We start from the raw sequence: 21,936 nt of genomic DNA, 5'->3' as shown, positions 1-21,936 counted from the left end.
TAAATGCAAAAAAGACCGCTTTCGCGGTCTTTTTTATTTATCGGTCTGTTACTTCACGACACGTAAGTTCGGACGGCCACGCGGTGGTTTCGGCGGCTCCGGGTCATCCCCGTCGGTGCTTTCTTCCGCCGGTTTTACCGGTTCGTCGTGGATCAGGGTGATGTTATCCACTGCCGGAGTCAGAATATCTTCTTCTTCCGCAGCCTCATAAGCCACTTCCGGCTCAAACATCATCCCGGCACCGTTTTCACGGGCGTAGACCGCAATAATGGCAGCCATCGGCACATCCACCTGGCGCGGAACACCGCCGAAACGGGCATTAAAACCGACCCACTCGTTGGTCATTTCCAGATTACCCACAGCGCGCGGTGCAATATTCAGGACAATCTGACCATCCTGAGCATACTCCATCGGCACATTCACACCGGGGGTGTTCACATCCACCACCAGATGGGGTGTCAGTTCATTATCCAGTAACCATTCATAGTGCGCCCGCAGCAGATAAGGGCGGCGCGGTGTTAATTCCTGAATATCCATCAGCGGTTAACCCCGTGACTGTAAACGCATCTCACGCTCAGCTTCCGTCAGGGAAGCCAGGAAAGAGTCACGCTCAAACACGCGCTGCATGTAGAACTGCAGGTGTTTGGTATCAGAAGACGGACGTGCGGACAGGTCGATACCCAGTACCGGCAGACGCCATAACAGCGGAGACAGATAGCAGTCCACCAGGCTGAATTCTTCATTCATGAAATACGCGTATTCTTTGAATACCGGCGAGACAGCAACCAGCTCTTCCGTTAACTGTTTGCGGGCCTGGTTCGCTTCCTGGGCAGAGCCTTTTTCAATTTTATTCATCAGCGAGTACCAGTCCTGCTCGATGCGGTGCATCATCACACGGCTCTGCGCACGCATCACCGGGTAAACAGGCATCAGCGGCGGATGCGGGAAACGCTCATCAAGGTATTCCATGATAATACGTGAATCATATAAGGTCAGCTCGCGATCCACGAGTGTCGGTACCGTCTGGTATGGGTTCAGATCGATCAGGTCTTGTGGCAGATTGCCTGCTTCGACATGCTCAATTTCAAAACTTACCCCTTTTTCCGCCAGTACAATCCGTACCTGGTGGCTGAAAATATCGGTCGGGCCGGAGAACAGAGTCATTACCGAACGTTTGTTGGCAGCGACAGCCATGAAAACCTCCAAGTTTATCAAAATAAAGGAATGAACAGCGCACTACGCCATTCCTACCTGTAATCTCTCACTGAATCCGGGAAAGAAAACCACAGCGCGCCAATCCGGGCGCGCGGCAGTGTGTTCAGGGGCGAGAAAAATGTTTGTGCCAGTTTACCAGATTTTGCTCAACTTAGGGTGAGTCAGGGCAAAAAATCATTCAAAAACACTAAAAATGGGGGTTAACAGGGACAGATTCATGAAATAAACATGAAATTACAGGTTATGTCGGGATAATTTGCGGCAGTTATACGGTTATAAAAAAAACCCGCCGATGGCGGGTTTTTTGTATTCCAACGAAACCAGTGATTAACGTTTGGAGAACTGTGGACGGCGACGTGCTTTGCGCAGACCCACTTTTTTACGTTCAACTTCACGTGCATCACGCGTTACGAAGCCTGCTTTACGCAGCTCAGAACGCAGAGATTCGTCGTACGCCATCAGAGCACGGGTGATACCGTGACGGATTGCGCCTGCCTGACCAGAGATACCACCACCTTTAACAGTGATGTACAGGTCCAGTTTTTCTAACATTTCAACCAGTTCCAGCGGCTGGCGAACTACCATGCGTGCTGTTTCGCGGCCGAAATAGTTTTCGAGGCTGCGTTGGTTGATGACGATGTTACCACTACCCGGCTTAATAAAGACACGAGCGGATGAACTTTTGCGGCGACCAGTGCCGTAGTATTGATTTTCAGCCATTGCCTATAATCCCGATTAAATGTCCAGAACTTGCGGTTGCTGTGCCGCGTGATTGTGCTCGTTACCTGCGTAAACTTTCAGTTTACGGTACATTGCACGACCCAGAGGGCCTTTCGGCAACATGCCTTTCACAGCGATTTCAATAACGCGCTCAGGATGGCGTGCGATCATCTCTTCGAAGGTCGCTTGCTTAATACCACCAACGTAGCCAGTGTGGCGATAGTACACTTTGTCTGTACGCTTGTTGCCGGTTACAGCAACTTTTTCTGCGTTCAGAACGATGATGTAATCACCGGTGTCAACGTGAGGAGTATATTCCGCTTTGTGCTTACCGCGCAGACGGCGGGCTAATTCAGTTGCAAGGCGGCCTAAAGTTTTGCCGGTTGCATCAACAACGAACCAGTCGCGTTGTACGCTTTCTGGTTTAGCTGTAAAAGTTTTCATTAAAGCTTACCCAATAAATAAGTTACATGTTGGTGAACCAATGTTCAGAAACTGAGGCTCACACGACGCTTGTCCAGTAAACCTACCCCTTCGAGCAGAATCATCTGGCGCTAGTTGCAGTCTTCTTTGGGAAATAAAGAAAACCGCTGTAACGTGGGGTCGCAAGATTATAGAGAAGTCCCTGCAAAAAATCGACCCCAAATTAAAAAAATTTCCCCGAAACCCTTTTCAGGGGGGCGCATTATACCAGATGCGGCAGTTTCAGGTACTCCTCACTTTGCATTTCCTGCAGCCGGGAGAGGCATCTGGCGAACTCAAAGGACAATAACTGCCCCTGATAGAGAGAATCCATCCCGCTCTGCGCCTGAATAATCAGTTTTACTTTTCGCTCATAAAACTCATCCACCAGCGCCAGAAAACGCCGCGCCGCATTCTCATTTTCCGTGGTCAGCACCGGAACCTCATACAAAAGCACGGTGTGATAGATTTTCGACAGCGCAATATAGTCGAGCTGGCTGCGCGCATCCTCACACAGTGTCCGGAAAGTCACCGCCAGCACACCATCCGTTTCCCGCACCACCGGCAGCTGACGGTGATTGATGGTCAGCGCCGCCTGACCGGCTTTCTGTCCGCCGGTCAGCCGGGAGAACATGCTGTCCATTGCCGCTGACGTTTCCGCATCCGCCGGGGTCAGCCACAGATGGGCCTGAGTCAGCGTGCGCAGACGGTAATCAATCCCCGCATCCACATTCAGCACATCACAGTATTTTTTGATCTGATCAATGGCCGGCAGAAACCGGGCGCGCTGTAATCCGTTACGGTACAGATCATCCGGCGGGATATTGGAGGTCGCCACCAGCGCGATACCGCGCTGAAACAGGGCTTCCAGCAGAGTGCCGAGGATCATGGCATCCGTGATATCGGAGACAAAAAATTCATCGAAACAGAGAACATCCGTTTCCTGTGCAAAGCCGTCGGCAATGTTCTCCAGCGGATTTTCATGTCCCTGAAGCGCCGTCAGCTCCTCATGCACCCGCAGCATAAAGCGGTGGAAATGCAGCCGCAGCTTACGCGGCCCGGGCAGGCTGTCATAAAACAGATCCATCAGCCAGGTCTTGCCGCGCCCGACCCCGCCCCACATATAAATACCCTGCACCGGCGGACAACTCACCGGCGCGGGGGCTTTTTTCAGCCAGCGGTTCAGGGTGCCGCGCAGCCCTTTTTCCGGCTCAGGGGAGCATGGTGTGCGCATCAGGAGCGCCTGATGCATCTCTGTCAGCCGGTCAACGGTACGCCGCTGCACGTCGTCCGGCGCAAATCCGCTGCCGTTCAGTGCCTGCTGATACAACTCACGCGGTGTTGTGCTCATAAACGGTAATCCCTTAATATTATCAGAGGTTTTTATTGAGATTTTTATGATGTAGCGGCGGGTATTATACCCGGAAATCCGGGATAATGCCGGAAAGCCTTACCTTCACTATTCCCCCCGGACAGCAAATCCGGTTATAGTGACAACAGATTCTAACGCGCATGATGCACTTAAAGGAGTAGCCATGATTTGGGTATATGCACTCATCGGATTAGCAGTTGGTTTAATCATTGGTGCGCTGGCCGTTCGTCTGGGCAGTTCTAAGTTCAGAGAGCAGGAAGCCATGAAACGGGACCTGGAAAAAAACAAGGCCGAACTGGAAGAGTACCGCAAAGAGCTGGTCAGCCACTTTGCCCGCAGTGCAGAACTGCTGGATAATATGGCGAAAGATTACCGCCAGTTATATCAGCACATGGCGAAAAGTTCATCAGAACTTATGCCGGAACTGTCCGCACAGGATAATCCGTTCAGCTACCGCCTGACGGAAGCTGAGGCCGATAATGACCAGGCGCCGGTAAAAATGCCGCCGCGTGATTATTCAGACGGCTCATCCGGCCTGTTCCGTCCCGTCGAAAACAAAGAAAGCTAATCATTGAAACCGCAGGCGACTGCGGTTTTTTTTTCGCCTGAATTCAGCCGCTTAATACAGTCTTCCAAACCATTCCCCACACTAATCTTCAGTTCACGTAAAGCCTTGTAAAGGTTGTTTTATTTCCGTTGAATGAGGAACTTTTACACACACATAGAGTCATAGGAGTATCTGCGTATGCTGCGGCTTCTCATGCCTGCAGATTCAGCTTATTAATTGATGAGACACAAAACGAATGATGAATAAAAAAAAAAAAAACCTGCTCAGTGCTGTTGCCATCAGCCTCGGGTTATCCCTCGCGACGCTGCCTGCAGTATCAAATGCGGCCTTACCGGCCAAAATGGCCACCGGCGAATCTCTGCCGAGCCTGGCACCGATGCTGGAAAAAGTGCTGCCCGCTGTGGTCAGCGTGGAAGTTTCCGGTACCGCCGTTGCCCGCCAGCAGGTGCCGGAAGAGTTTAAATTCTTCTTCGGCCCGAATATGCCGTCACAGCAGGAAAGTGTCCGTCCGTTCCAGGGACAGGGTTCCGGTGTCATTATTGATGCACAGAAAGGCTATATTCTGACCAACAACCACGTTATTCAGAATGCGGATAAAATTCAGATCCAGCTCAATGACGGCCGCAAATATGACGCGACCTTAATCGGCCGTGACCCGCAGACCGACATTGCCCTGTTACAGGTGAAAAATGCCCCGAACCTGACCGCCATCACCCTGGCGGATTCCGATAAACTGCGCGTCGGTGATTTCACCGTTGCTGTCGGGAACCCGTTTGGTCTGGGTCAGACCGCGACCTCCGGGATTATATCAGCATTAGGCCGCAGCGGTCTGAATGTGGAAGGGCTGGAAAACTTTATCCAGACCGATGCCTCCATCAACCGGGGTAACTCCGGCGGTGCGCTGGTCAATCTCAACGGTGAACTGATCGGTATCAACACCGCGATTCTGGCACCGGGCGGCGGTAATATCGGGATCGGCTTTGCTATCCCGAGTAACATGGCCAAAGACCTGACCTCACAGCTGATTGCCACCGGTGAAGTCAAACGCGGCTCCCTCGGCATCCGCGGTGCTGAAATGAACGCAGATATCGCCAAGGCAATGAGTGTGGAAGCTCAGCGCGGGGCGTTTGTCAGTGAAGTGATCCCGAAATCCGCCGCTGCCAAAGCGGGGATTAAGTCCGGTGACGTGCTGGTCTCAGTTGACGGCAAACGCGTCAGCAGCTTTGCGGAACTGAGAGCCAAAATCGGTACCACCGCACCGGGTAAAGAAGTGAAAATCGGTCTGCTGCGCAAAGGCAAACCGCTGGAAGTCAGCGTGATCCTGGATGACAGCGAAGGGCAGACCACCAAAGCGGAAAACCTGACCACTCTGCTTCAGGGCGCAACCCTGAGCAACGGCAGTAATAAAGAGGGTAATAAAGGCGTGAATATTGACGCGGTACAGAAAGATTCTCCGGCGGCCATGTCCGGCCTTCAGCCGGGAGACCTGATTATCGGCGTCAACAACCAGCGTGTGATGACCATTGTTGAACTGCGCAAAATTATCGACGGCAAGCCAAGCGTGCTGGCACTGAATATTTTACGCGGCGACGACAATATTTATCTGCTGCTGAATAATGCCGGCCGCTGATACATTTTTGCTGTGAATACAGAAACCGCGCCGCGTAAAACGGCGCGGTTTTTTATTTCAGGCAGCACCTGCCTCATAAAAATCCACGGCGGAATTCAGAACCGGTTTTACCACCCCGGCGCGGATCAGATAATCGCCGAAATCCTCCCCGTCCGTCCGCTCCTGTGACCAGCGTCCGATAAGCTCATCAAGCACCGATAAAATCACCGCTGAGCTGATATTTTCGCGGTACATGCGCGGGATACGGGTGCCGGTGCGGTTACCGCCGAGATGCAGATTATAGCGATCCGGCGCTTTGCCGACCAATCCCACCTCCGACAGCATGGCTCTTCCGCAGCCGTTCGGGCAACCGGTGACCCGCAGAACAATCTCTTCATTTCCCACGCCGTGCGAGGACATAATTTTCTCAACCTCTGTGACAAACTCCGGCAGAAACCGCTCCGCTTCCGCCATTGCCAGCGGACAGGTCGGGAATGACACACAAGCCATTGAGTTTTCCCGCAGCGGTGTGACATTGTCGCTGATAAGGCCGTGTGCCCGCGCAAGGGATTCGATACGGGATTTTTCCGCCTCCGGAATACCGGCAATAATCAGGTTTTGATTGGCGGTTAACCGGAAATCTCCCCGGTGGATTCTGGCGATTTCCGCCACGCCGGTTTTCAGCGGTTTGCCCGGCAAATCAATCAGACGCCCGTTTTCAATAAACAGCGTCAGATGCCAGTGGTCATCAATCCCTTTTAACCAGCCGATCTGATCACCACGCAGGGTAAATTCATACGGGCGGATCGGGGAAAACGTGATACCGGCACGCCGTTCGGTTTCCTGTTTAAATGTGTCAACCCCCACCCGCTCCAGCGTGTATTTGGTTTTGGCATTTTTGCGTTCCGTCCGGTTTCCCCAGTCGCGCTGAGTGGTGACAATCGCCTCTGCCACCGCCAGGGTATCTTTCAGCGGGATAAAGCCGAACTCACTGGCCAGACGGGGAAAAGTCGCGGTATCACCGTGAGTCATCGCCAGGCCGCCGCCCACCAGCACATTAAAACCAATCAGTTTACCGTTTTCCTCAATCGCCACAAAATTCATATCATTAGCGTGCAGATCAACATCATTCAGCGGCGGGATCACCACTGAGGTTTTAAATTTACGCGGCAGATAGGTTTCACCTAAGATCGGTTCCTCATCGGTTGCCGCCACTTTTTCTTTATCCAGCCAGATTTCAGCATAAGCGCGGGTGCGCGGCAGCAGATGCTCAGAGATTTTTTTCGCCCACTCATACGCTTCACGGTGCAGGCCGGACTGAACCGGGTTCGAGGTACAGAGCACATTGCGGTTCACATCATTGGCGGTTGCCAGTGAATCCAGCCCCGCCTCATGCAGCATCTGATGCGCCGGTTTGACATCCCCTTTCAGAATGCCGTGGAACTGAAAGGTCTGCCGGTTGGTGATCCGGATACTGCCGTACAGCGTCTGTTCTGCAGCAAATTTGTCTATTCTCAGCCACTGTTCCGGTGTGATCACACCTCCCGGCAAACGGCAGCGCAGCATCATGGCGTGACGCGGCTCCAGTTTCTGTTCTGTGCGTTCCGCCCGGATATCCCTGTCATCCTGCTGATACATGCCGTGAAAGCGGATCAGCAGGAAGTTATCCCCTTCAAATCCGCCGGTCAGACCATTTTTCAGATCCTCTTTGATGGTGCCGCGCAGATAGTTGCTGTCGCGCTTCATTCTTTCGCTGTCGCTCAGTTTGCCTTCCACGATTAAAGGCCCGTTGTATTTATCGCTCATTAATAGACATCCCTCTGGTACCGGCGCGCTGTGCGCAGCTCACTTAAAAACTCATCGGCTGATTCATGATCCCGGTTACCGTACCGGCTGATGATCTCCAGTAATGCATCTTCGGTATCACTGGCCATCAGGCCCGCATTACCGCAGACGTAAATATGTGCGCCGTCCTCAATCCAGCGCCACACGTCCGCTCCCTGCTCGCGCAGTTTGTCCTGAACATAGGTTTTCGCCGGTTTATCCCGCGACCAGGCCAGCGAGATCTGGGTCAGCACACCATCACGCACATAGCGCTGCCATTCGGTCTGATACAGAAAATCCTCGGTAAAATGCTGATTGCCGTAGAAAAGCCAGTTTTTACCGGAGGCACCGTCATTTTCCCGTTGCTGCATAAAGGCACGGAACGGCGCAATACCGGTGCCCGCACCGATCATAATGACCGGCACATCCGGGTCGGCAGGCAGTCGGAAATTATCATTAGACTCAATGAAAACCCGCACATCCCCGCCCTCCTGTATATGATCGGCGAGAAACCCGGAAGCCCCGCCGGTCCGTGCCCGGCCATCTGTGTCATAACGCACCACGCCGACGGTCAGATGAATTTCATCGTCCGCTTCTGCCTGTGATGATGAGATGGAATAGAGTCTCGGGGTCAGCGGCCGGAGAATACCGGCGAAAGCCTGCGCTGAAGGCCGGGAAGGCGCCTGACGCAGCATTTCCGCGACAGGTGTTTTCTGCGCGTAATACAGCGCGGCCTGCTTATCACTGATCAGTGCAGATAACGCGTCATGTTGTGATAACTGTGCGTATTTGCTGACCGTCACCCCGTTATTCTGTGTGAGCTCCAGATGCCGGATCAGCGCCTCGCGCAATGTGCAGGTATTGCCGGACACTGTGATCTCCGTTGCCGCATCTGCATGCAGCAGGCTGATAATTTCATCCGCCAGTGCCGGATCATTCTCAAACCAGACCCCGAGGGAATCCCCGGGCTGATAATGCAGACCGGAATCCCCTGCGGAAATTTCAATATGCCGCACATCTTTCAGGGAATTGCGGCCGGTAATTTTCTGATTAACAGAGAGAGATGCTGTCAGCGGTGTGTCTTTGCTGTAACGGTTTTCAGTGGCACTGACCGCCGGTACAACCACCGGCGGCGGATTACCCGCGGCAATACCTCTCTCTTTCAGCACCTGTGTCAGTGCGTCTGTCCACGCCGCTGCCGCAGGCTGATAATCCACATCCGCATCCGCTCTCGGCACAAGTGCGGTTGCCCCGGCTTTTGCCAGCTGAGTATCAAAATCAATACCCGCCTGACAGAATTTTTCGTATGACGAATCTCCCAGCGAGAAAACGGCATACGCTGTTGCGCTGAGATCCGGGCGTTTTGATGAATGCAGATATTTATAAAACGCCACCGCTTCTTCCGGTGGTTCACCGTCCCCCTGAGTGGATGTCACAATAATGACAATCTTCTCCCGGGCGAGCTGTTTATATTTATATTCTCCGGCGTTTACCAAATTAACCGCAAATTTTTCACTGAGAAAACGCGTTTTTAATTCTTCACATACGCGACGTGCATTACCGGTTTGTGACGCGGAAATAATGGTAATAATGTCACTGTCTGTTGTATTTGATGCCGGTAGAATAGCTGTCTGCACAGACGTACTTCCCCGTCCCCACAAATAACCGGATAACCAGGCCAGTTGCTGAGAGGTAAAATCTGCTGTTACCGTCTGCAAAGCCGCAAGCTGCTCCGCAGAAACCGGAAATACCTGTTCCGGTAATATCTGTGCTGCCATAGTCCTGTTACTCCCGCATTGCTCATTGTGGTTATTATTCCGTTATTTCCCAGGTTATCGTATTACGGCTTATTGAGAATAAGAAAATAAAGCCATAACTCATAACTAAATAATCTGATATATCATGACGATTATTCATTAATCGTATATTTTCGGAATTCACACTTAGACAAACAATGAATTACACGTAAAAAATAACGAATTTCTCACCCTTCCTTTTAATTGAAAAATGATCTTCAGCGGGAATATTATTCATGTATAACAAAAAGGCATTTCAATATAAAAAGTAATTCTTTCCCGGAATATATTCTCTGACACTAAATAGATAACTACTCATGACTTCATAACGGAAGAAAATAATGTCGTTATATCAGCCTCAGAAAAAAAATAAATTAAAGGTCATTTTGTCCTTACTGGCGGCGCTGGCGGTGATAAGCGCATTTATTTACAGCCAGAAAGCGCCTGCACCACAGGCAACCACTGAAAAACCGGTGGTGATCGCTTATCAGGCGATTATCGATCCCGGCAAAATTGCACAGGCAAACCACGCCTATGAGGCCGCCACCGGTAAACAGATTATCTGGAAAAAATTCGACAGCGGCGCGGATGTGCTGACCGCCCTGGCTGCCGGTGAGGCGGATATCGCCAATATGGGCTCCGCGCCGTTTACTGTTGCCGCCAGCCGCGGACTGCCGGTGGAGGTTTTTTATATTTCCGGCATTCCTGACTCCGCCGAGGCACTGATTGTCCGCAATGACCGTAATCCGTCAGGCGGACTGGCCGGTAAGAAAATTGCCGTACCTTTTACCTCCACGGCCCATTACAGCCTGCTTGCGACACTGGAGAACCTGAATGTTGATGAAAAATCGGTACAGCTGATTAATCTGCGGCCTGCTGAGATTGCCGCAGCATGGGAGAGAGGTGATATTGATGCAGCCTATGTCTGGGAACCGGCCTTAAGTCAGCTGAAAGCAAACGGACAGATCCTGATTTCCGGCCGCGACGTACGGGCATGGGGTAAACCAACCTATGACCTGTGGGTCGCGGACAGCAAATTTGCTGCACAGCATCCTGATGTTCTGGCGCAGTTTGCCGCCGTTACTGATATTGAGGTTCAGTGGTATCAGCGGAACAAAAATACTATTGCGGACTTTCCTGACATCACAGGCAAAATTGCACGACTGACCGGTGCCCGCCCGGAAGATGTACCAGGCGTGATGGCGGGTAGTGATTATCCCGTTCTGAAAGAACAAAAACAGATCCTGACGACCACCCTGGCGGATGATATCCGCAATACCGCGCTGTTTTTACAGCAGCAGGGCAGTATTGATTCGGTTAAAGATTCCTATGCCGGAAATATCAATACGGAGGCCGTCACCACAGCGGCGGGGAAATAATAATGGCAGATATCGTACTGGAGAATATTGATCTGGTTTATCACGGTCAGCCGCAGACAACCTTATCCGGTATTAATTTAACCATTCCGGATAACGGTATTACCGTTATTCTCGGCGCTTCCGGCTGCGGAAAAACATCGCTGCTGAATATTGTTGCCGGGTTTTTAACGCCCTCCGGCGGAAAAATAACGCGGAACGGAAACGACATTCAGCATCCCGCCTCTGACAGAGCCGTGGTATTTCAGAATGACGCACTGATGCCCTGGCTGAATGTCTATGAAAATGTCGCACTGGGACTGAAAATTAAAAAGCTCGGTAAGCAGGAAGAAAAAGCGATTGTCGAAGAAAACCTGCAAAAAGTCGGATTACTGCATGCTATTACCGACAATATCTGGTCACTCTCCGGCGGTATGCGTCAGCGGGTCGGTATTGCACGGGCACTGGCTGTAAAGTCTGATTTTATTCTGATGGATGAACCCTTCGGCGCACTCGATGCCGCCAACAGAGAACAGATGCAATCCTTAATTCTGACGCTGTGGCAAAAACAGCAGAGTGCCTTTTTTATTATTACTCATGATATTGAAGAGGCACTGTTAATGGCCACAAAGCTGATATTAATGGCGCCGTATCCCGGCCGGATAATATCCGGAGAAGAACCCCCGTTTTATAAACAATGGTCGCAGGGACGGCGTATCCGTGAGATTAAATCGGATCCGGCGTTTATTCATCACCGCGACACACTGTCAGACAAAATAATGGCGTATCAGCGCGGTTAATTAACGGACACGGAGTGACATCAATGGCAGATATAACCGGAAATAAACAACCCCGCCACAGCCGTTTATTACTCAGCATTGTGAGTTTATCCGTGCTGATTACCGGCTGGTGGCTGATTACCGCATTTCAGTGGGTTAATCCGCTCTATTTACCCGCCCCTGCTCAGATAGGACACCAGTTTCTGGCGTTATCCGAATCCGGTTACATGAATGCCACGCTGTGGCAGCACCTGGCGGCCAGCCTTGACCGCATGCTCAAAGCGCTGCTTCTGGCGGTTATCACCGGGATCCCGCTGGGGGTACTGATGGGGCTGAGTTCACGGATACGCGGAATACTGGATCCGGTGGTTGAACTGTACCGCCCGGTTCCCCCGCTCGCCTACCTGCCGCTGATTGTTATCTGGTTCGGGATCGGGGAAACCACCAAGATCCTGCTGATCTGGTTAGCGATTCTCGCTCCGGTCCTGATTTCAACGATGCAGGGCATTATGGCCGCGCCGGGAAACCGGATCCGCGCCGTGCAGTCACTGGGAGCAAACCGGCTTCAGGTACTGAGATATGTGATCCTGCCGTCAGCACTGCCGCAGATGCTGACCGGGATCCGGATTGGTCTCGGCGTGGGCTGGTCAACCCTGGTGGCGGCAGAGCTGGTCGCGGCACAGCAGGGGCTCGGGTTTATGGTGCAGTCCGCCGCGCAGTTTCTTAACACCGGTATTGTCATCACCGGTATCGCAGTGATTGCCGTGGTGGCACTCGCCATCGAACTGGCATTGCGTCATTTGCAGCAGGCATTAGTGCCGTGGTACGGCAAAGAATCTTAACCGACAGAGAGGTAATGAATATGGATATCAGACAATTAACACCCGCTATCGGCGCGCACGTCAGCGGCATTGATCTTAACCTGACACCGGATGCCGCCACGCTGGCCGTATTACAGGATGCCTTACTGGAACATCAGGTGCTGTTTTTCCGCCAGCAGTATATCAAACCGGAAGCTCAGCGGGACTTTGCCGCTGCGCTGGGAGAACTGCATATACATCCGGTTTTTCCTTCACATAAAAATGTGCGGGAACTGATTGTGCTCGACAGCCACCTGCTTGATCTGAAGGATAACGAACTGTGGCACACTGATGTGACATTTCTGGAAAAACCGGCCATGGGCTGTGTGTTATCCGCGGTACAGGTTCCCCCTTTCGGCGGCGATACTCTGTGGGCCAGCCTGACCCGGGCTTATGATGATTTATCACCGCCGTTGCAGGAATTTTTATCCGGCCTGACGGCGGAACATGATATCAGCCTCTCTTTTCCGGACAGCCGTTTTGCGCAGACCGGGGAAGCCAAAGCCGCGCTGGAAAAAGCCCGCCGCGATTTCCCGCCGAGACGTCATCCGCTGGTCAGAACCCATCCGGTCACCGGGAAGAAGGGCTTGTTTGTGACCGCAGGTTTTACCAGCCGGATCTGTGAATTAAGCCCGGAAGAGAGTGATACATTGCTGACGTTCCTGTTTAAACACAGCACACAGCCGAAATATTTTGTCCGCTGGCACTGGCAGGACGGCGATGTGGCGGTCTGGGATAACCGCTGCACCCAGCATCTCGCCAGTTTTGATTACGGCGATTTTCACCGCATTATGCACAGAGCAACCGTGATGGGGGATAAACCCGTTTAACCGGCTGTACCACATGAGACTGTCAGTGACCGGCGGCTGACAGACTCATAACCGTCAGTGATAAATAACCGTCTGATACCGCACCTGTTTATTTGTACCACATCATAAAATACCGCAATTACACACATATAATTTCCCCGGATTATGCTATTCTGCCGGAAGTATCTGCTTCCCGTACTCACAACACCGGTTAAGGACTATGTGGTTTAAATTATTGCGCTCCGTTTTTATGGGACTTCTCGTGGCTGCCCTGCTTCTGGTCAGTGTCCCGTCTATTCGCCCGCAATTTGTGACCCAGTGGTTTACCCATCTGTTTAATAATGACGAACCGGTCAGCTACAACAAAGCGGTACGCCGCGCCGCGCCTGCCGTGGTCAATGTTTACAGCAGTAATATGGGCAGCCTCTCCCAGCAGGGTCCCGAAATGACCTCCCTCGGTTCCGGTGTGATCATGAATGATCAGGGTTATATCCTGACTAACCAGCACGTCATTAAAAACGCCGATCAGATCCTGATCGCCCTGCAATACGGTAATTACGGCCGCCTGTATGAAGGCATGCTGATCGGCGCGGATGATCTGACCGACCTCGCGGTGCTGAAAATCAATACCACCGATAAACTGCCGGTGATCCCGATCAACCCGAAGCGTCAGTCTCATGTGGGTGATGTGGTGCTGGCGATCGGCAACCCGTTTAATGTCGGGCAGACAGTTAACCAGGGCATTATCAGTGCAATGGGCCGTGTCGGGCTGAGTCCGACCCGCCGCCAGAATTTTCTCCAGACTGATGCCTCGATTATGGCCGGTAACTCCGGCGGCGCACTCGTCAATACCGAAGGCGAGTTAGTCGGCATCAATACCATGTCTTACGACAGCAATGATCCGTCACGGATGAGTGACAGCATCGGGCTGGCGATCCCCGCAGAGCTTGCCCTGCGCATTATGAATAAACTGATAAAAGACGGCCGTGTGATCCGGGGGTATATCGGCATCACCTCCAAAGAGCTGCCGCCGATCCGGACTAACAACAGTGATATCAATCAGATAACCGGTCTGCGGGTCTTTCAGGTTGCCCGTGACGGCCCGGCGGATAAAGGCGGGATTCAGGTCGGGGATATCATCACCAGCGTCAATAACAAACCGAGCACCTCACCACTCGAAATGATGGATCAGGTGGCGGAACTGAGCCCGGGCAGTGTTGTGCCGGTCACCCTGTTACGCAATGGTCAGATGCGGTCTGTCGATGTGACCATCGAGGAGTTCACTCCCTCCCCCGGCGGACAGGAATAAGACACAAAAAAAGAGCGGATATCCGCTCTTTTCTGTTTATGGCTTACATCAGAGAATTACTCCGCTGAATGAATGCGTTCGATATCCGCACCCAGGCCGCGTAATTTCTCTTCAATATGCTCATAACCGCGATCGATATGATAAATACGATCGACGATTGTGGTACCTTCCGCGATACAACCCGCCAGCACCAGGCTTGCCGATGCACGCAGGTCGGTCGCCATCACCTGAGCACCGGACAGTTTTTCCACGCCGTGGCACAGCACAGAATTACTCTCGATTTCCGCGTGAGCCCCCATACGGATCAGTTCCGGAATGTGCATAAAGCGGTTTTCAAAGATGGTTTCCGTGATCATACCGGAGCCTTCCGCCACCAGATTCAGCAGACTGAACTGCGCCTGCATGTCTGTCGGGAAGCCCGGATGCGGCGCGGTACGGAAAGTGACCGCTTTAGGACGCTGCCCTTTCATATCAAGGCTTATCCAGTCGTCACCGGTTTCGATTTCCGCCCCGGCTTCGCGCAGCTTGGCCAGCACCGCATCCAGTGTATCCGGCTTGGCGTTACGGCACAGAATTTTACCGCGTGAAACTGCCGCTGCGATCAGGAATGTCCCGGTTTCGATACGATCCGGCACAACGGTGTGAGAGCCGCCGCCGAGGCGTTCAACACCTTCAATCACTACGTGGTCAGTCCCTGCGCCGGTGATTTTGGCACCCAGCGCATTCAGGAATGCAGCGGTGTCTTCAATTTCCGGTTCACGGGCCGCGTTTTCGATAACGGTTTTGCCTTTCGCCAGGACTGCCGCACACATAATCGTGATGGTGGCACCCACGCTGACTTTGTCCATCACGATAGTGTTACCGGTCAGGCGACCGTCCACTTCCGCTTTGACATACCCTTCATCGAGGGTGATTTTCGCCCCTAACTGCTCTAAACCGGTGATATGCAAATCAACCGGACGGGCACCGATAGCACAGCCGCCCGGCAGAGAAACCTGACCGTGACCAAAACGGGCCACCAGCGGCCCCAGCGCCCAGATAGATGCGCGCATGGTTTTGACCAGATCATAAGGTGCACAATATTCATTAATTGCAGAGGCATCCACACGCAGTGTGGTTCCTTTGCGCTCAATTTTTGCACCCAACCGCGTTAACAGCTTCACAGAGGTGTCGATATCCCGCAGTTCCGGCACATTGTGTAATTCAACCGGTTCTTCCGCCAGAATTGCAGCGAACAGGATAGGCAATGCTGCATTTTTTGCCCCTGAGATAGTCACTTCGCCCTGAAGAACGGAAGGACCTTTTACCCGAAATTTATCCATCTGTAGACACTCTCATTATCATTAATTGCTGCCGCGTTACTTGTCACTGCATTGTCAGCCGCCGCGGTTACAGCCCGCTCAGTTTACGATCCCGTTCCCACTGAGCCGGGGTATAGGCTTTGATAGACAACGCGTGGATACGGTTATCCGCAATATATTCCATCAGCGGCGCATACACGGCCTGCTGCTGTTTAACGCGGCTCATGCCGTCAAAAAGATCGCCGACCGCGATCACCTGAAAATGGCTGCCGTCACCGGTCACAATTGCGTCAGTAAGTGCTAACTTATCCATCAGCACCTGTTTGATTTCATTCGTATCCATAATTTCTCAAATTGGTTATCAGATTGTGTGTTATAGGCACTATCGTAATCGAATATGCCCCGCTCTTAAACCATTAAAAATGCCTCCGGCTGTGGTGACACAACCGGAGGCAGTTACCTTACGGAAAATAACGGCAAATATGTATCTGTCGCGCCGTTATTTACATTATTTTAAATTCACGCGTTCTGACTGAATTCAAACTCAACGCCGTAGAGTGACATCAGCATCTGCAAGTTAGCGCTTACTCCGGATAACACAAACGGCGCTTCCGGGCGCTCTCCCCGCAGACGGACCAGCATGGCCAGCCCGGCAGAATCCACATGACTGAGACCGGAAACATCCACCGTCTGCACGGCGCTCATCTGCTGCTGACGTGCATTCCAGAACGACAGCAGTGTATCGCGATCCAGTTCCCCGTTCAGGGCGAGCGTTTCACCCTGTTTTTCCCACGTCAGCGCAGCCGTCATTATTTCTGATCCAGGGTAATCGGGGTTTTCGCGCTGCGTTCCAGCTCCGCAGTCAGACCATCAACCCCTTTCTGACGCAGAATAGATGCCCACTCATTCTGTTTGGTGGTGATCATACTCACGCCTTCGGCAATCATGTCATAAGCCTGCCAGTTACCGGTTTTGGTATTTTTACGCCACTGGAAATCCAGACGGATTGGCGGACGCCCTGCCGGCTCTGTCAGTGTCACACGGATAGCCACGATGGTTTTATCACCCAGTGGTTGTGCAGGATCAATCTGATAAGTCTGGTTAGTGTACATTGCCAGTGCCTGGCCGTATGCCTGTGCCAGATAAGCCTCAAAGGCTTTGAAGTAAGCATCACGCTGTGCCGGCGTCGCATCTTTGTAGTAAGAGCCTAACACCAGTGCACCGGCGTATTTGATCTGCACATACGGCAGTAATTCTTCCTGAACAACAGTGCGCAGATAGTCCGGGTTCTGCCGGATTTGCGCCTGTTCGGCTTTCAGACGGCTGAAGGTTTTCGCCGCCGCATCGTTCATCAGTGTATACGGATTTGTCTGGTCAACAGCTCCGGCAAACGGGGCCATCACCACCAGCATCGCCGCTATCAGTAAACGCTTAAACATAATCAACTCCTGATTAATCACCGGCACTTTCCGCCGTGAAGGTGTCTTCGGTAAACAGTATTATGCAGGATGTCTGCCTCTGCGGGCAAAAATATCCGTTTTTACATTACTTTTCGTATCAGTGCTGTGCAGCCGGTGCCGGGGTATTACCCCCTTCGCCGTCGCCGCTCTTATACAGGAACTGACCGATTAAATCTTCCAGCACCATCGCCGGTTTGGTGTCCTGAATACGGCTGCCGTCTTTCAGCATTTCAGTCATCGGCAGATCCGGATCGGTTGTATTCTCAAACCCTTTACTGAGCGCCAGATACTGTTCACCCAGCAGACCGGAGGTGCGGATAGATAACGAACTGGTGTCCGGAATCTGGTCATACTGACTGTAGATATCCAGCGTCACTTCCGGTTTATAGTCCTTGTCCAGACGGATGTCATTGACGCGGCCAATCACCACACCGCCGATTTTTACCGGTGAACGGGCCTGCAGACCGCCGATATCATCAAAGGTGGCAGACACGCGGTAGGTTTTTTCGCTGCCGACAGAGCGGATATCCGCCACTTTCAGTGCCAGGAAGATAATCGCCGCAATGGCAATTAAGACGAAAAGCCCGACCCAAACTTCATTTTTCTTGCTTTGCATTGTTTAATTCCCGAACATCAGTGCCGTAAGCACAAAATCTAACCCTAACACGGCAAGCGATGAATGAACGACCGTGCGTGTTGTTGCCCGACTAATCCCTTCAGACGTCGGAATAGCATCATACCCGTTGTACAGGGCAATCCAGGTGACGGTGAAGGCGAAAACCACACTCTTGTAAATGCAGTTCATCACATCTTTCTGCCAGTCCACATTGGCCTGCATGGAAGCCCAGTAGAAACCTTCATCGATCCCTTTCCAGTCCACCCCGACCATGACCCCGCCAAGAATACCAACGGCGACAAAAATCATGGATAACAACGGCATACTGATCAAACCGGCCCAGAAACGCGGTGCAATCACACGGCGCAGCGGATCCACCGCCATCATTTCCAGGCTGGATAACTGTTCTGTGGCTTTCATCAGCCCGATTTCCGCGGTCAGCGCAGAACCGGCGCGTCCGGCAAACAGCAGTGCGGTCACCACCGGCCCCAGTTCACGCAGCAGCGACAGCGCCACCATCATGCCAAGGCTGGCTTCCGCACTGAAGGTTTTCAGAACCAGATATCCCTGTAAGGCCAGAACCATCCCGATAAACAGCCCGGATACTGAAATAATCAGCAGGGACTGCACACCGACGCTGTACAGCTGCTTGCGCAGCAACGGCCACTGCCGGGCAAACTGCGGTTTGCCGAACAGCGCACGGAACAGCATGTATCCTGACCGCCCGAAAGACGCACATGTCGCTAACGCGCGGCGTCCCAAAGCAGCAAGTGCCTGTGTCAACATGTCTCGTTTATCCTAATAAATCTGATTGGTAATCACCCGCCGGATAGCGGAAAGGAACCGGTCCGTCAGCAATACCATCCAGGAACTGGCGCACACGCGGTTCGGTGTTCTCCTGCAACTCTTCTGCGGTGCCCTGTGCAATAACGGACTGCTCCGCGACGATATAAGCCTTATCCGCAATACTGAGCACTTCCGGCACATCGTGAGAGACCACGATGCAGGTTACACCCAGCGACTGATTGAGTTCATCAATCAGTTTTACCAGCACACCCATGGTAATCGGATCCTGGCCGACAAACGGCTCATCAAACAGGATAAGATCCGGATCCAGAGCAATGGCCCGCGCCAGTGCCGCACGCCGTGCCATCCCGCCGGAGAGTTCTGACGGCATCAGGTTTGCCGCCCCGCGTAAACCAACCGCTTCCAGTTTCATCATCACGGTTGTCCGGATCAGGGATTCCGGCAGACGGGTATGCTCGCGCAGCGGGAACGCCACGTTGTCATAGACTGTCATATCCGTGAATAATGCGCCGGACTGAAACAGCATGCTCATTTTGCGGCGCGACTGATAGAGTCTGCTGCGGGAAAGTGCCGGGATATTGTCGCCGTCAAACCAGATCTCGCCGCTGTCCGGGCGTAACTGCCCGCCAATCAGGCGTAACAGTGTGGTTTTCCCGATCCCGGACGGCCCCATAATCGCGGTCACTTTGCCGCGCGGCACATCCAGGCTGATATCATTAAACAGCATGCGCGAACCGCGCCGGAAGCACATGTTCCGGATCTCAATAATATTTTCCGTCTGTCGGTTCATGACCTCACAACCTTAACGTTATGTTTTTTGTGTTTCTGCAACACATACAGGACTGACCCATCATAATATAAAAAAATCCGGCAGTTTTCGCCTTTAAATGCGGGTGTTACTGTCTGAATTATTTATCACCCCTGAGTAACGGGGTATAAACAGCGTGATACACAAGTATATCAGCATTTAACATTAACGCCCCCGCCGGGCGCAAAACGTCTGTTTTACTTTTGCGCCTCAGCCCGTACAATACCCTCAATTTCCCGTACTTCATTATTTCTGACTGTTTTTCAGCCCGGAGGAGAGCCATGTTACTTACCAGCATCCTTTTACTGACCGGGTTGATTCTGCTGGTTTATGCCTCTGACCGGATTGTGTACGGTGCGGCGGTTTTCTCCCGTTCTCTCGGCATCTCCCCGTTTATCACCGGTATTCTGGTGGCCGGTCCCGGTACGTCGCTGCCGGAACTGCTGACCTCCGCCGGTGCGATGCTTGAAGGGCAGCCGGATCTGGCGCTCGGCACCATTATCGGATCCAATATTACCAATTTACTGCTGATTGCAGGCCTCGCCGCCCTTATCCGCCCGCTGAGTGTGCAGTCGGCGGTGCTGCGCCGTGAGCTTCCGCTGATGCTGGCCGTAATGGCGCTGTTCGGGCTGTTTATCTGGTCCGGCGGTATCACGCGGGTTCAGGGCGGGTTTCTGGTGCTTGCGGGGCTCGCCAGTCTCTGGCTGGTGGTGAAAATTGCCGCAATGGCGCGGCGGGATCAGTATGACGGCTTCACTACTGAACAAAACCATGAACTGCCGCAGGAAAATAATTTGCCGGTTGCTTTATTGTGGCTGGTCGCCGGGTTGCTGATTATGCCGGTGGCGGTCCGGATTGTGATCGATAACGCCTCTGCATTCACCCGCTATGCGGAGATCAGCGGGCGCATCACCGGACTGACTATCCTGGCTGTCGGTACCAGTCTGCCGGAACTGTGCACCACGATTGCGGCGGCGGTCAAAGGTGAAAAAGATATCGCGCTGGGGAATCTTATCGGCGCGACACTGTTTAATACCACGGTCGTTGCGGGGATCCCGGCGTTATTAGCCACCGCGCCGATGGCAGCAGACAGTTTTATGACCGATTTCGCCGTGATGATCGCGGCCGGTGTGTTATTTATTTTCTTTGCGGCCGGCCGGAACCAGCGGCTGAACCGGCTGAAAGGCATTATTCTGCTCAGTGCGTTCACCGCCTGGCTGATAAGCCTTTTTACCGGCTGATAAGCGTCAGCCATTAATACACAGACAGATACTGAAAGTGAGAAAAAACTGATGTCCCGAACTGATTTTCAACTAACAGGTAAACGTGTCCTCCGGATTGAACGTGAAGGTCTCGCGTCACTCGAACAGTATATTAATGATGATTTCGATAAAGCCTGTGAACTGATATTCCGCTGTGAAGGCAAAGTGATCATCATGGGGATGGGAAAATCCGGTCATATCGGCCACAAAATGGCCGCGACATTTGCCAGCACCGGTACCCCTTCCTTCTTTGTGCATCCGGGTGAAGCCGCACACGGCGACCTGGGGATGGTCACAAAGAAAGATGTGGTTATCGCAATTTCAAACTCCGGTGAATCCTCAGAAATTCAGGCGCTGATCCCGGTTATCAAACGTCAGAACATCCCGTTTATCTGCATGACCGGCAACCCGGACAGTACTATGGGAAAAGCAGCGGATATTCATCTGTGTATTAAAGTCCCGCAGGAAGCCTGCCCGCTCGGCCTTGCGCCGACCACCAGCACCACCGCCACACTGGTGATGGGTGACGCGCTGGCGATTGCCTTATTACAGGCGCGCGGCTTTACCGCTGAAGATTTTGCCCTCTCACATCCGGGCGGCGCGCTCGGCCGCAAACTGCTGTTACTGGTTTCCGACCTGATGAACACCGGGGATGATATCCCGCGTGTGCCGAAAACCGCCTCACTGCGCGAAGCACTGGTGGAAATCACCCGTAAAAAACTGGGTATGACGGTTATCTGTGACGATGACATGATTATTCAGGGCATTTTCACTGACGGTGACCTGCGCCGGATTTTCGATGCGGGCACAGACCTCAATAACTGCCAGATTGCCGATGTGATGACCCCGGGCGGGATCCGCATCAAAGCCAATACCCTGGCGGTTGAGGCACTGAATTTAATGCAGTCCCGTCATATCACCTCTTTATTAGTCACAGAAGGTGATAAACTGCTCGGCGTACTGCATATGCATGATCTGCTCCAGGCCGGAGTGGTGTAAGGACT

The 21,936-nt window shown here is 52.6% G+C and carries 23 protein-coding genes; 9 read left to right on the top strand and 14 right to left on the bottom strand.

Annotated features, from left to right (window positions below; genetic code table 11):
• Window positions 1–48 precede the first annotated feature (48 nt).
• The 5 genes from sspB to zapE all read right to left on the bottom strand — a co-directional run bounded on the left by sspB (window position 49) and on the right by zapE (window position 3,748).
• Window positions 49–537 carry a ClpXP protease specificity-enhancing factor gene (sspB, locus tag JL661_RS03170; RefSeq protein ID WP_004240493.1) on the bottom strand — a complete coding sequence of 163 codons (489 nt, stop codon included), beginning with the start codon at window positions 535–537 and terminating at the stop codon, window positions 49–51.
• A gap of 6 nt (window positions 538–543) precedes the next feature.
• Window positions 544–1,194, bottom strand: coding sequence for a stringent starvation protein SspA (gene sspA / locus JL661_RS03165; protein WP_004236347.1), 651 nt, complete (start codon window positions 1,192–1,194; stop codon window positions 544–546).
• Window positions 1,195–1,542: 348 nt separating this feature from the next.
• Window positions 1,543–1,935, bottom strand: coding sequence for a 30S ribosomal protein S9 (gene rpsI / locus JL661_RS03160; RefSeq protein ID WP_015422974.1), 393 nt, complete (start codon window positions 1,933–1,935; stop codon window positions 1,543–1,545).
• Between the two features lie 15 nt (window positions 1,936–1,950).
• Window positions 1,951–2,379 carry a 50S ribosomal protein L13 gene (gene rplM / locus JL661_RS03155; protein ID WP_004236344.1) on the bottom strand — a complete coding sequence of 143 codons (429 nt, stop codon included), beginning with the start codon at window positions 2,377–2,379 and terminating at the stop codon, window positions 1,951–1,953.
• Between the two features lie 241 nt (window positions 2,380–2,620).
• Window positions 2,621–3,748 (bottom strand): cell division protein ZapE, encoded by a 1,128-nt coding sequence (gene zapE, locus JL661_RS03150; RefSeq protein WP_062771918.1) that lies wholly within the window; start codon window positions 3,746–3,748, stop codon window positions 2,621–2,623.
• A 184-nt stretch (window positions 3,749–3,932) separates the two neighbouring features.
• Between zapE and zapG the strand changes: the two genes are divergently transcribed.
• Window positions 3,933–4,337, top strand: coding sequence for a Z-ring associated protein ZapG (zapG, locus tag JL661_RS03145; RefSeq protein ID WP_004236342.1), 405 nt, complete (start codon window positions 3,933–3,935; stop codon window positions 4,335–4,337).
• Window positions 4,338–4,572: 235 nt separating this feature from the next.
• Complete coding sequence (degQ, locus tag JL661_RS03140) at window positions 4,573–5,967, top strand: serine endoprotease DegQ (protein ID WP_036412945.1); 1,395 nt, start codon at window positions 4,573–4,575, stop codon at window positions 5,965–5,967.
• Between the two features lie 57 nt (window positions 5,968–6,024).
• On the opposite strand, the gene cysI is transcribed toward degQ, so the two are convergent.
• Both cysI and cysJ read right to left on the bottom strand, forming a co-directional pair.
• A complete protein-coding gene (cysI, locus tag JL661_RS03135) occupies window positions 6,025–7,752 on the bottom strand; it encodes an assimilatory sulfite reductase (NADPH) hemoprotein subunit (protein WP_004236339.1) in 1,728 nt (575 codons plus the stop codon).
• Window positions 7,752–9,548, bottom strand: coding sequence for an NADPH-dependent assimilatory sulfite reductase flavoprotein subunit (gene cysJ, locus JL661_RS03130; RefSeq protein ID WP_062771921.1), 1,797 nt, complete (start codon window positions 9,546–9,548; stop codon window positions 7,752–7,754). Before cysJ ends, cysI begins: the two co-directional genes overlap by 1 nt.
• A gap of 359 nt (window positions 9,549–9,907) precedes the next feature.
• On the opposite strand from cysJ, the gene JL661_RS03125 reads away from it, so the two are divergent.
• The 5 genes from JL661_RS03125 to degS all read left to right on the top strand — a co-directional run bounded on the left by JL661_RS03125 (window position 9,908) and on the right by degS (window position 14,678).
• Window positions 9,908–10,945, top strand: a complete 1,038-nt coding sequence (locus JL661_RS03125) for a taurine ABC transporter substrate-binding protein (protein ID WP_062771923.1) — start codon at window positions 9,908–9,910, stop codon at window positions 10,943–10,945.
• Window positions 10,946–10,947: 2 nt separating this feature from the next.
• Window positions 10,948–11,721 carry a taurine ABC transporter ATP-binding protein gene (locus JL661_RS03120; RefSeq protein WP_036416563.1) on the top strand — a complete coding sequence of 258 codons (774 nt, stop codon included), beginning with the start codon at window positions 10,948–10,950 and terminating at the stop codon, window positions 11,719–11,721.
• A 23-nt stretch (window positions 11,722–11,744) separates the two neighbouring features.
• Window positions 11,745–12,542, top strand: a complete 798-nt coding sequence (gene tauC / locus JL661_RS03115; protein WP_036416561.1) for a taurine ABC transporter permease TauC — start codon at window positions 11,745–11,747, stop codon at window positions 12,540–12,542.
• A 20-nt stretch (window positions 12,543–12,562) separates the two neighbouring features.
• Complete coding sequence (gene tauD, locus JL661_RS03110; RefSeq protein ID WP_369749900.1) at window positions 12,563–13,390, top strand: taurine dioxygenase; 828 nt, start codon at window positions 12,563–12,565, stop codon at window positions 13,388–13,390.
• Window positions 13,391–13,589: 199 nt separating this feature from the next.
• Complete coding sequence (gene degS / locus JL661_RS03105) at window positions 13,590–14,678, top strand: outer membrane-stress sensor serine endopeptidase DegS (RefSeq protein WP_004236329.1); 1,089 nt, start codon at window positions 13,590–13,592, stop codon at window positions 14,676–14,678.
• A gap of 56 nt (window positions 14,679–14,734) precedes the next feature.
• Here the strand turns inward: degS and murA are convergent, their stop codons facing one another.
• From murA to mlaF, 7 genes are all read right to left on the bottom strand, one after another.
• A complete protein-coding gene (gene murA / locus JL661_RS03100; RefSeq protein WP_004236328.1) occupies window positions 14,735–16,000 on the bottom strand; it encodes a UDP-N-acetylglucosamine 1-carboxyvinyltransferase in 1,266 nt (421 codons plus the stop codon).
• Between the two features lie 67 nt (window positions 16,001–16,067).
• Window positions 16,068–16,322 carry a BolA family iron metabolism protein IbaG gene (gene ibaG, locus JL661_RS03095; RefSeq protein ID WP_004236327.1) on the bottom strand — a complete coding sequence of 85 codons (255 nt, stop codon included), beginning with the start codon at window positions 16,320–16,322 and terminating at the stop codon, window positions 16,068–16,070.
• 176 nt (window positions 16,323–16,498) lie between these two features.
• A complete protein-coding gene (mlaB, locus tag JL661_RS03090; RefSeq protein WP_004236326.1) occupies window positions 16,499–16,789 on the bottom strand; it encodes a lipid asymmetry maintenance protein MlaB in 291 nt (96 codons plus the stop codon).
• Entirely contained in the window at window positions 16,789–17,418 is a 630-nt protein-coding gene (gene mlaC / locus JL661_RS03085; protein ID WP_004236324.1) for a phospholipid-binding protein MlaC, read from the bottom strand. The genes mlaB and mlaC overlap by 1 nt, the downstream gene beginning before the upstream one ends.
• Before the next feature lie 118 nt (window positions 17,419–17,536).
• Window positions 17,537–18,055, bottom strand: a complete 519-nt coding sequence (mlaD, locus tag JL661_RS03080) for an outer membrane lipid asymmetry maintenance protein MlaD (protein ID WP_004240509.1) — start codon at window positions 18,053–18,055, stop codon at window positions 17,537–17,539.
• A 3-nt stretch (window positions 18,056–18,058) separates the two neighbouring features.
• Window positions 18,059–18,841 (bottom strand): lipid asymmetry maintenance ABC transporter permease subunit MlaE, encoded by a 783-nt coding sequence (mlaE, locus tag JL661_RS03075; RefSeq protein WP_015422977.1) that lies wholly within the window; start codon window positions 18,839–18,841, stop codon window positions 18,059–18,061.
• Between the two features lie 7 nt (window positions 18,842–18,848).
• The gene (mlaF, locus tag JL661_RS03070) at window positions 18,849–19,652 is read right to left on the bottom strand and encodes a phospholipid ABC transporter ATP-binding protein MlaF (RefSeq protein WP_004236320.1); all 804 of its coding nucleotides are present in this window, start codon (window positions 19,650–19,652) and stop codon (window positions 18,849–18,851) included.
• Window positions 19,653–19,951: 299 nt separating this feature from the next.
• Here mlaF and JL661_RS03065 point away from each other — a divergent pair, with 299 nt between their 5' ends.
• The gene (locus JL661_RS03065) at window positions 19,952–20,911 is read left to right on the top strand and encodes a calcium/sodium antiporter (RefSeq protein WP_032097977.1); all 960 of its coding nucleotides are present in this window, start codon (window positions 19,952–19,954) and stop codon (window positions 20,909–20,911) included.
• A gap of 51 nt (window positions 20,912–20,962) precedes the next feature.
• Window positions 20,963–21,931, top strand: coding sequence for an arabinose-5-phosphate isomerase KdsD (gene kdsD, locus JL661_RS03060; protein WP_062771926.1), 969 nt, complete (start codon window positions 20,963–20,965; stop codon window positions 21,929–21,931).
• Window positions 21,932–21,936: the final 5 nt, after the last annotated feature.

It is taken from the genome of Morganella morganii, assembly GCF_019243775.1.
GTDB classification, from domain to species: domain Bacteria; phylum Pseudomonadota; class Gammaproteobacteria; order Enterobacterales; family Enterobacteriaceae; genus Morganella; species Morganella morganii.
This window is presented reverse-complemented; position numbering and strand designations above follow the sequence as displayed.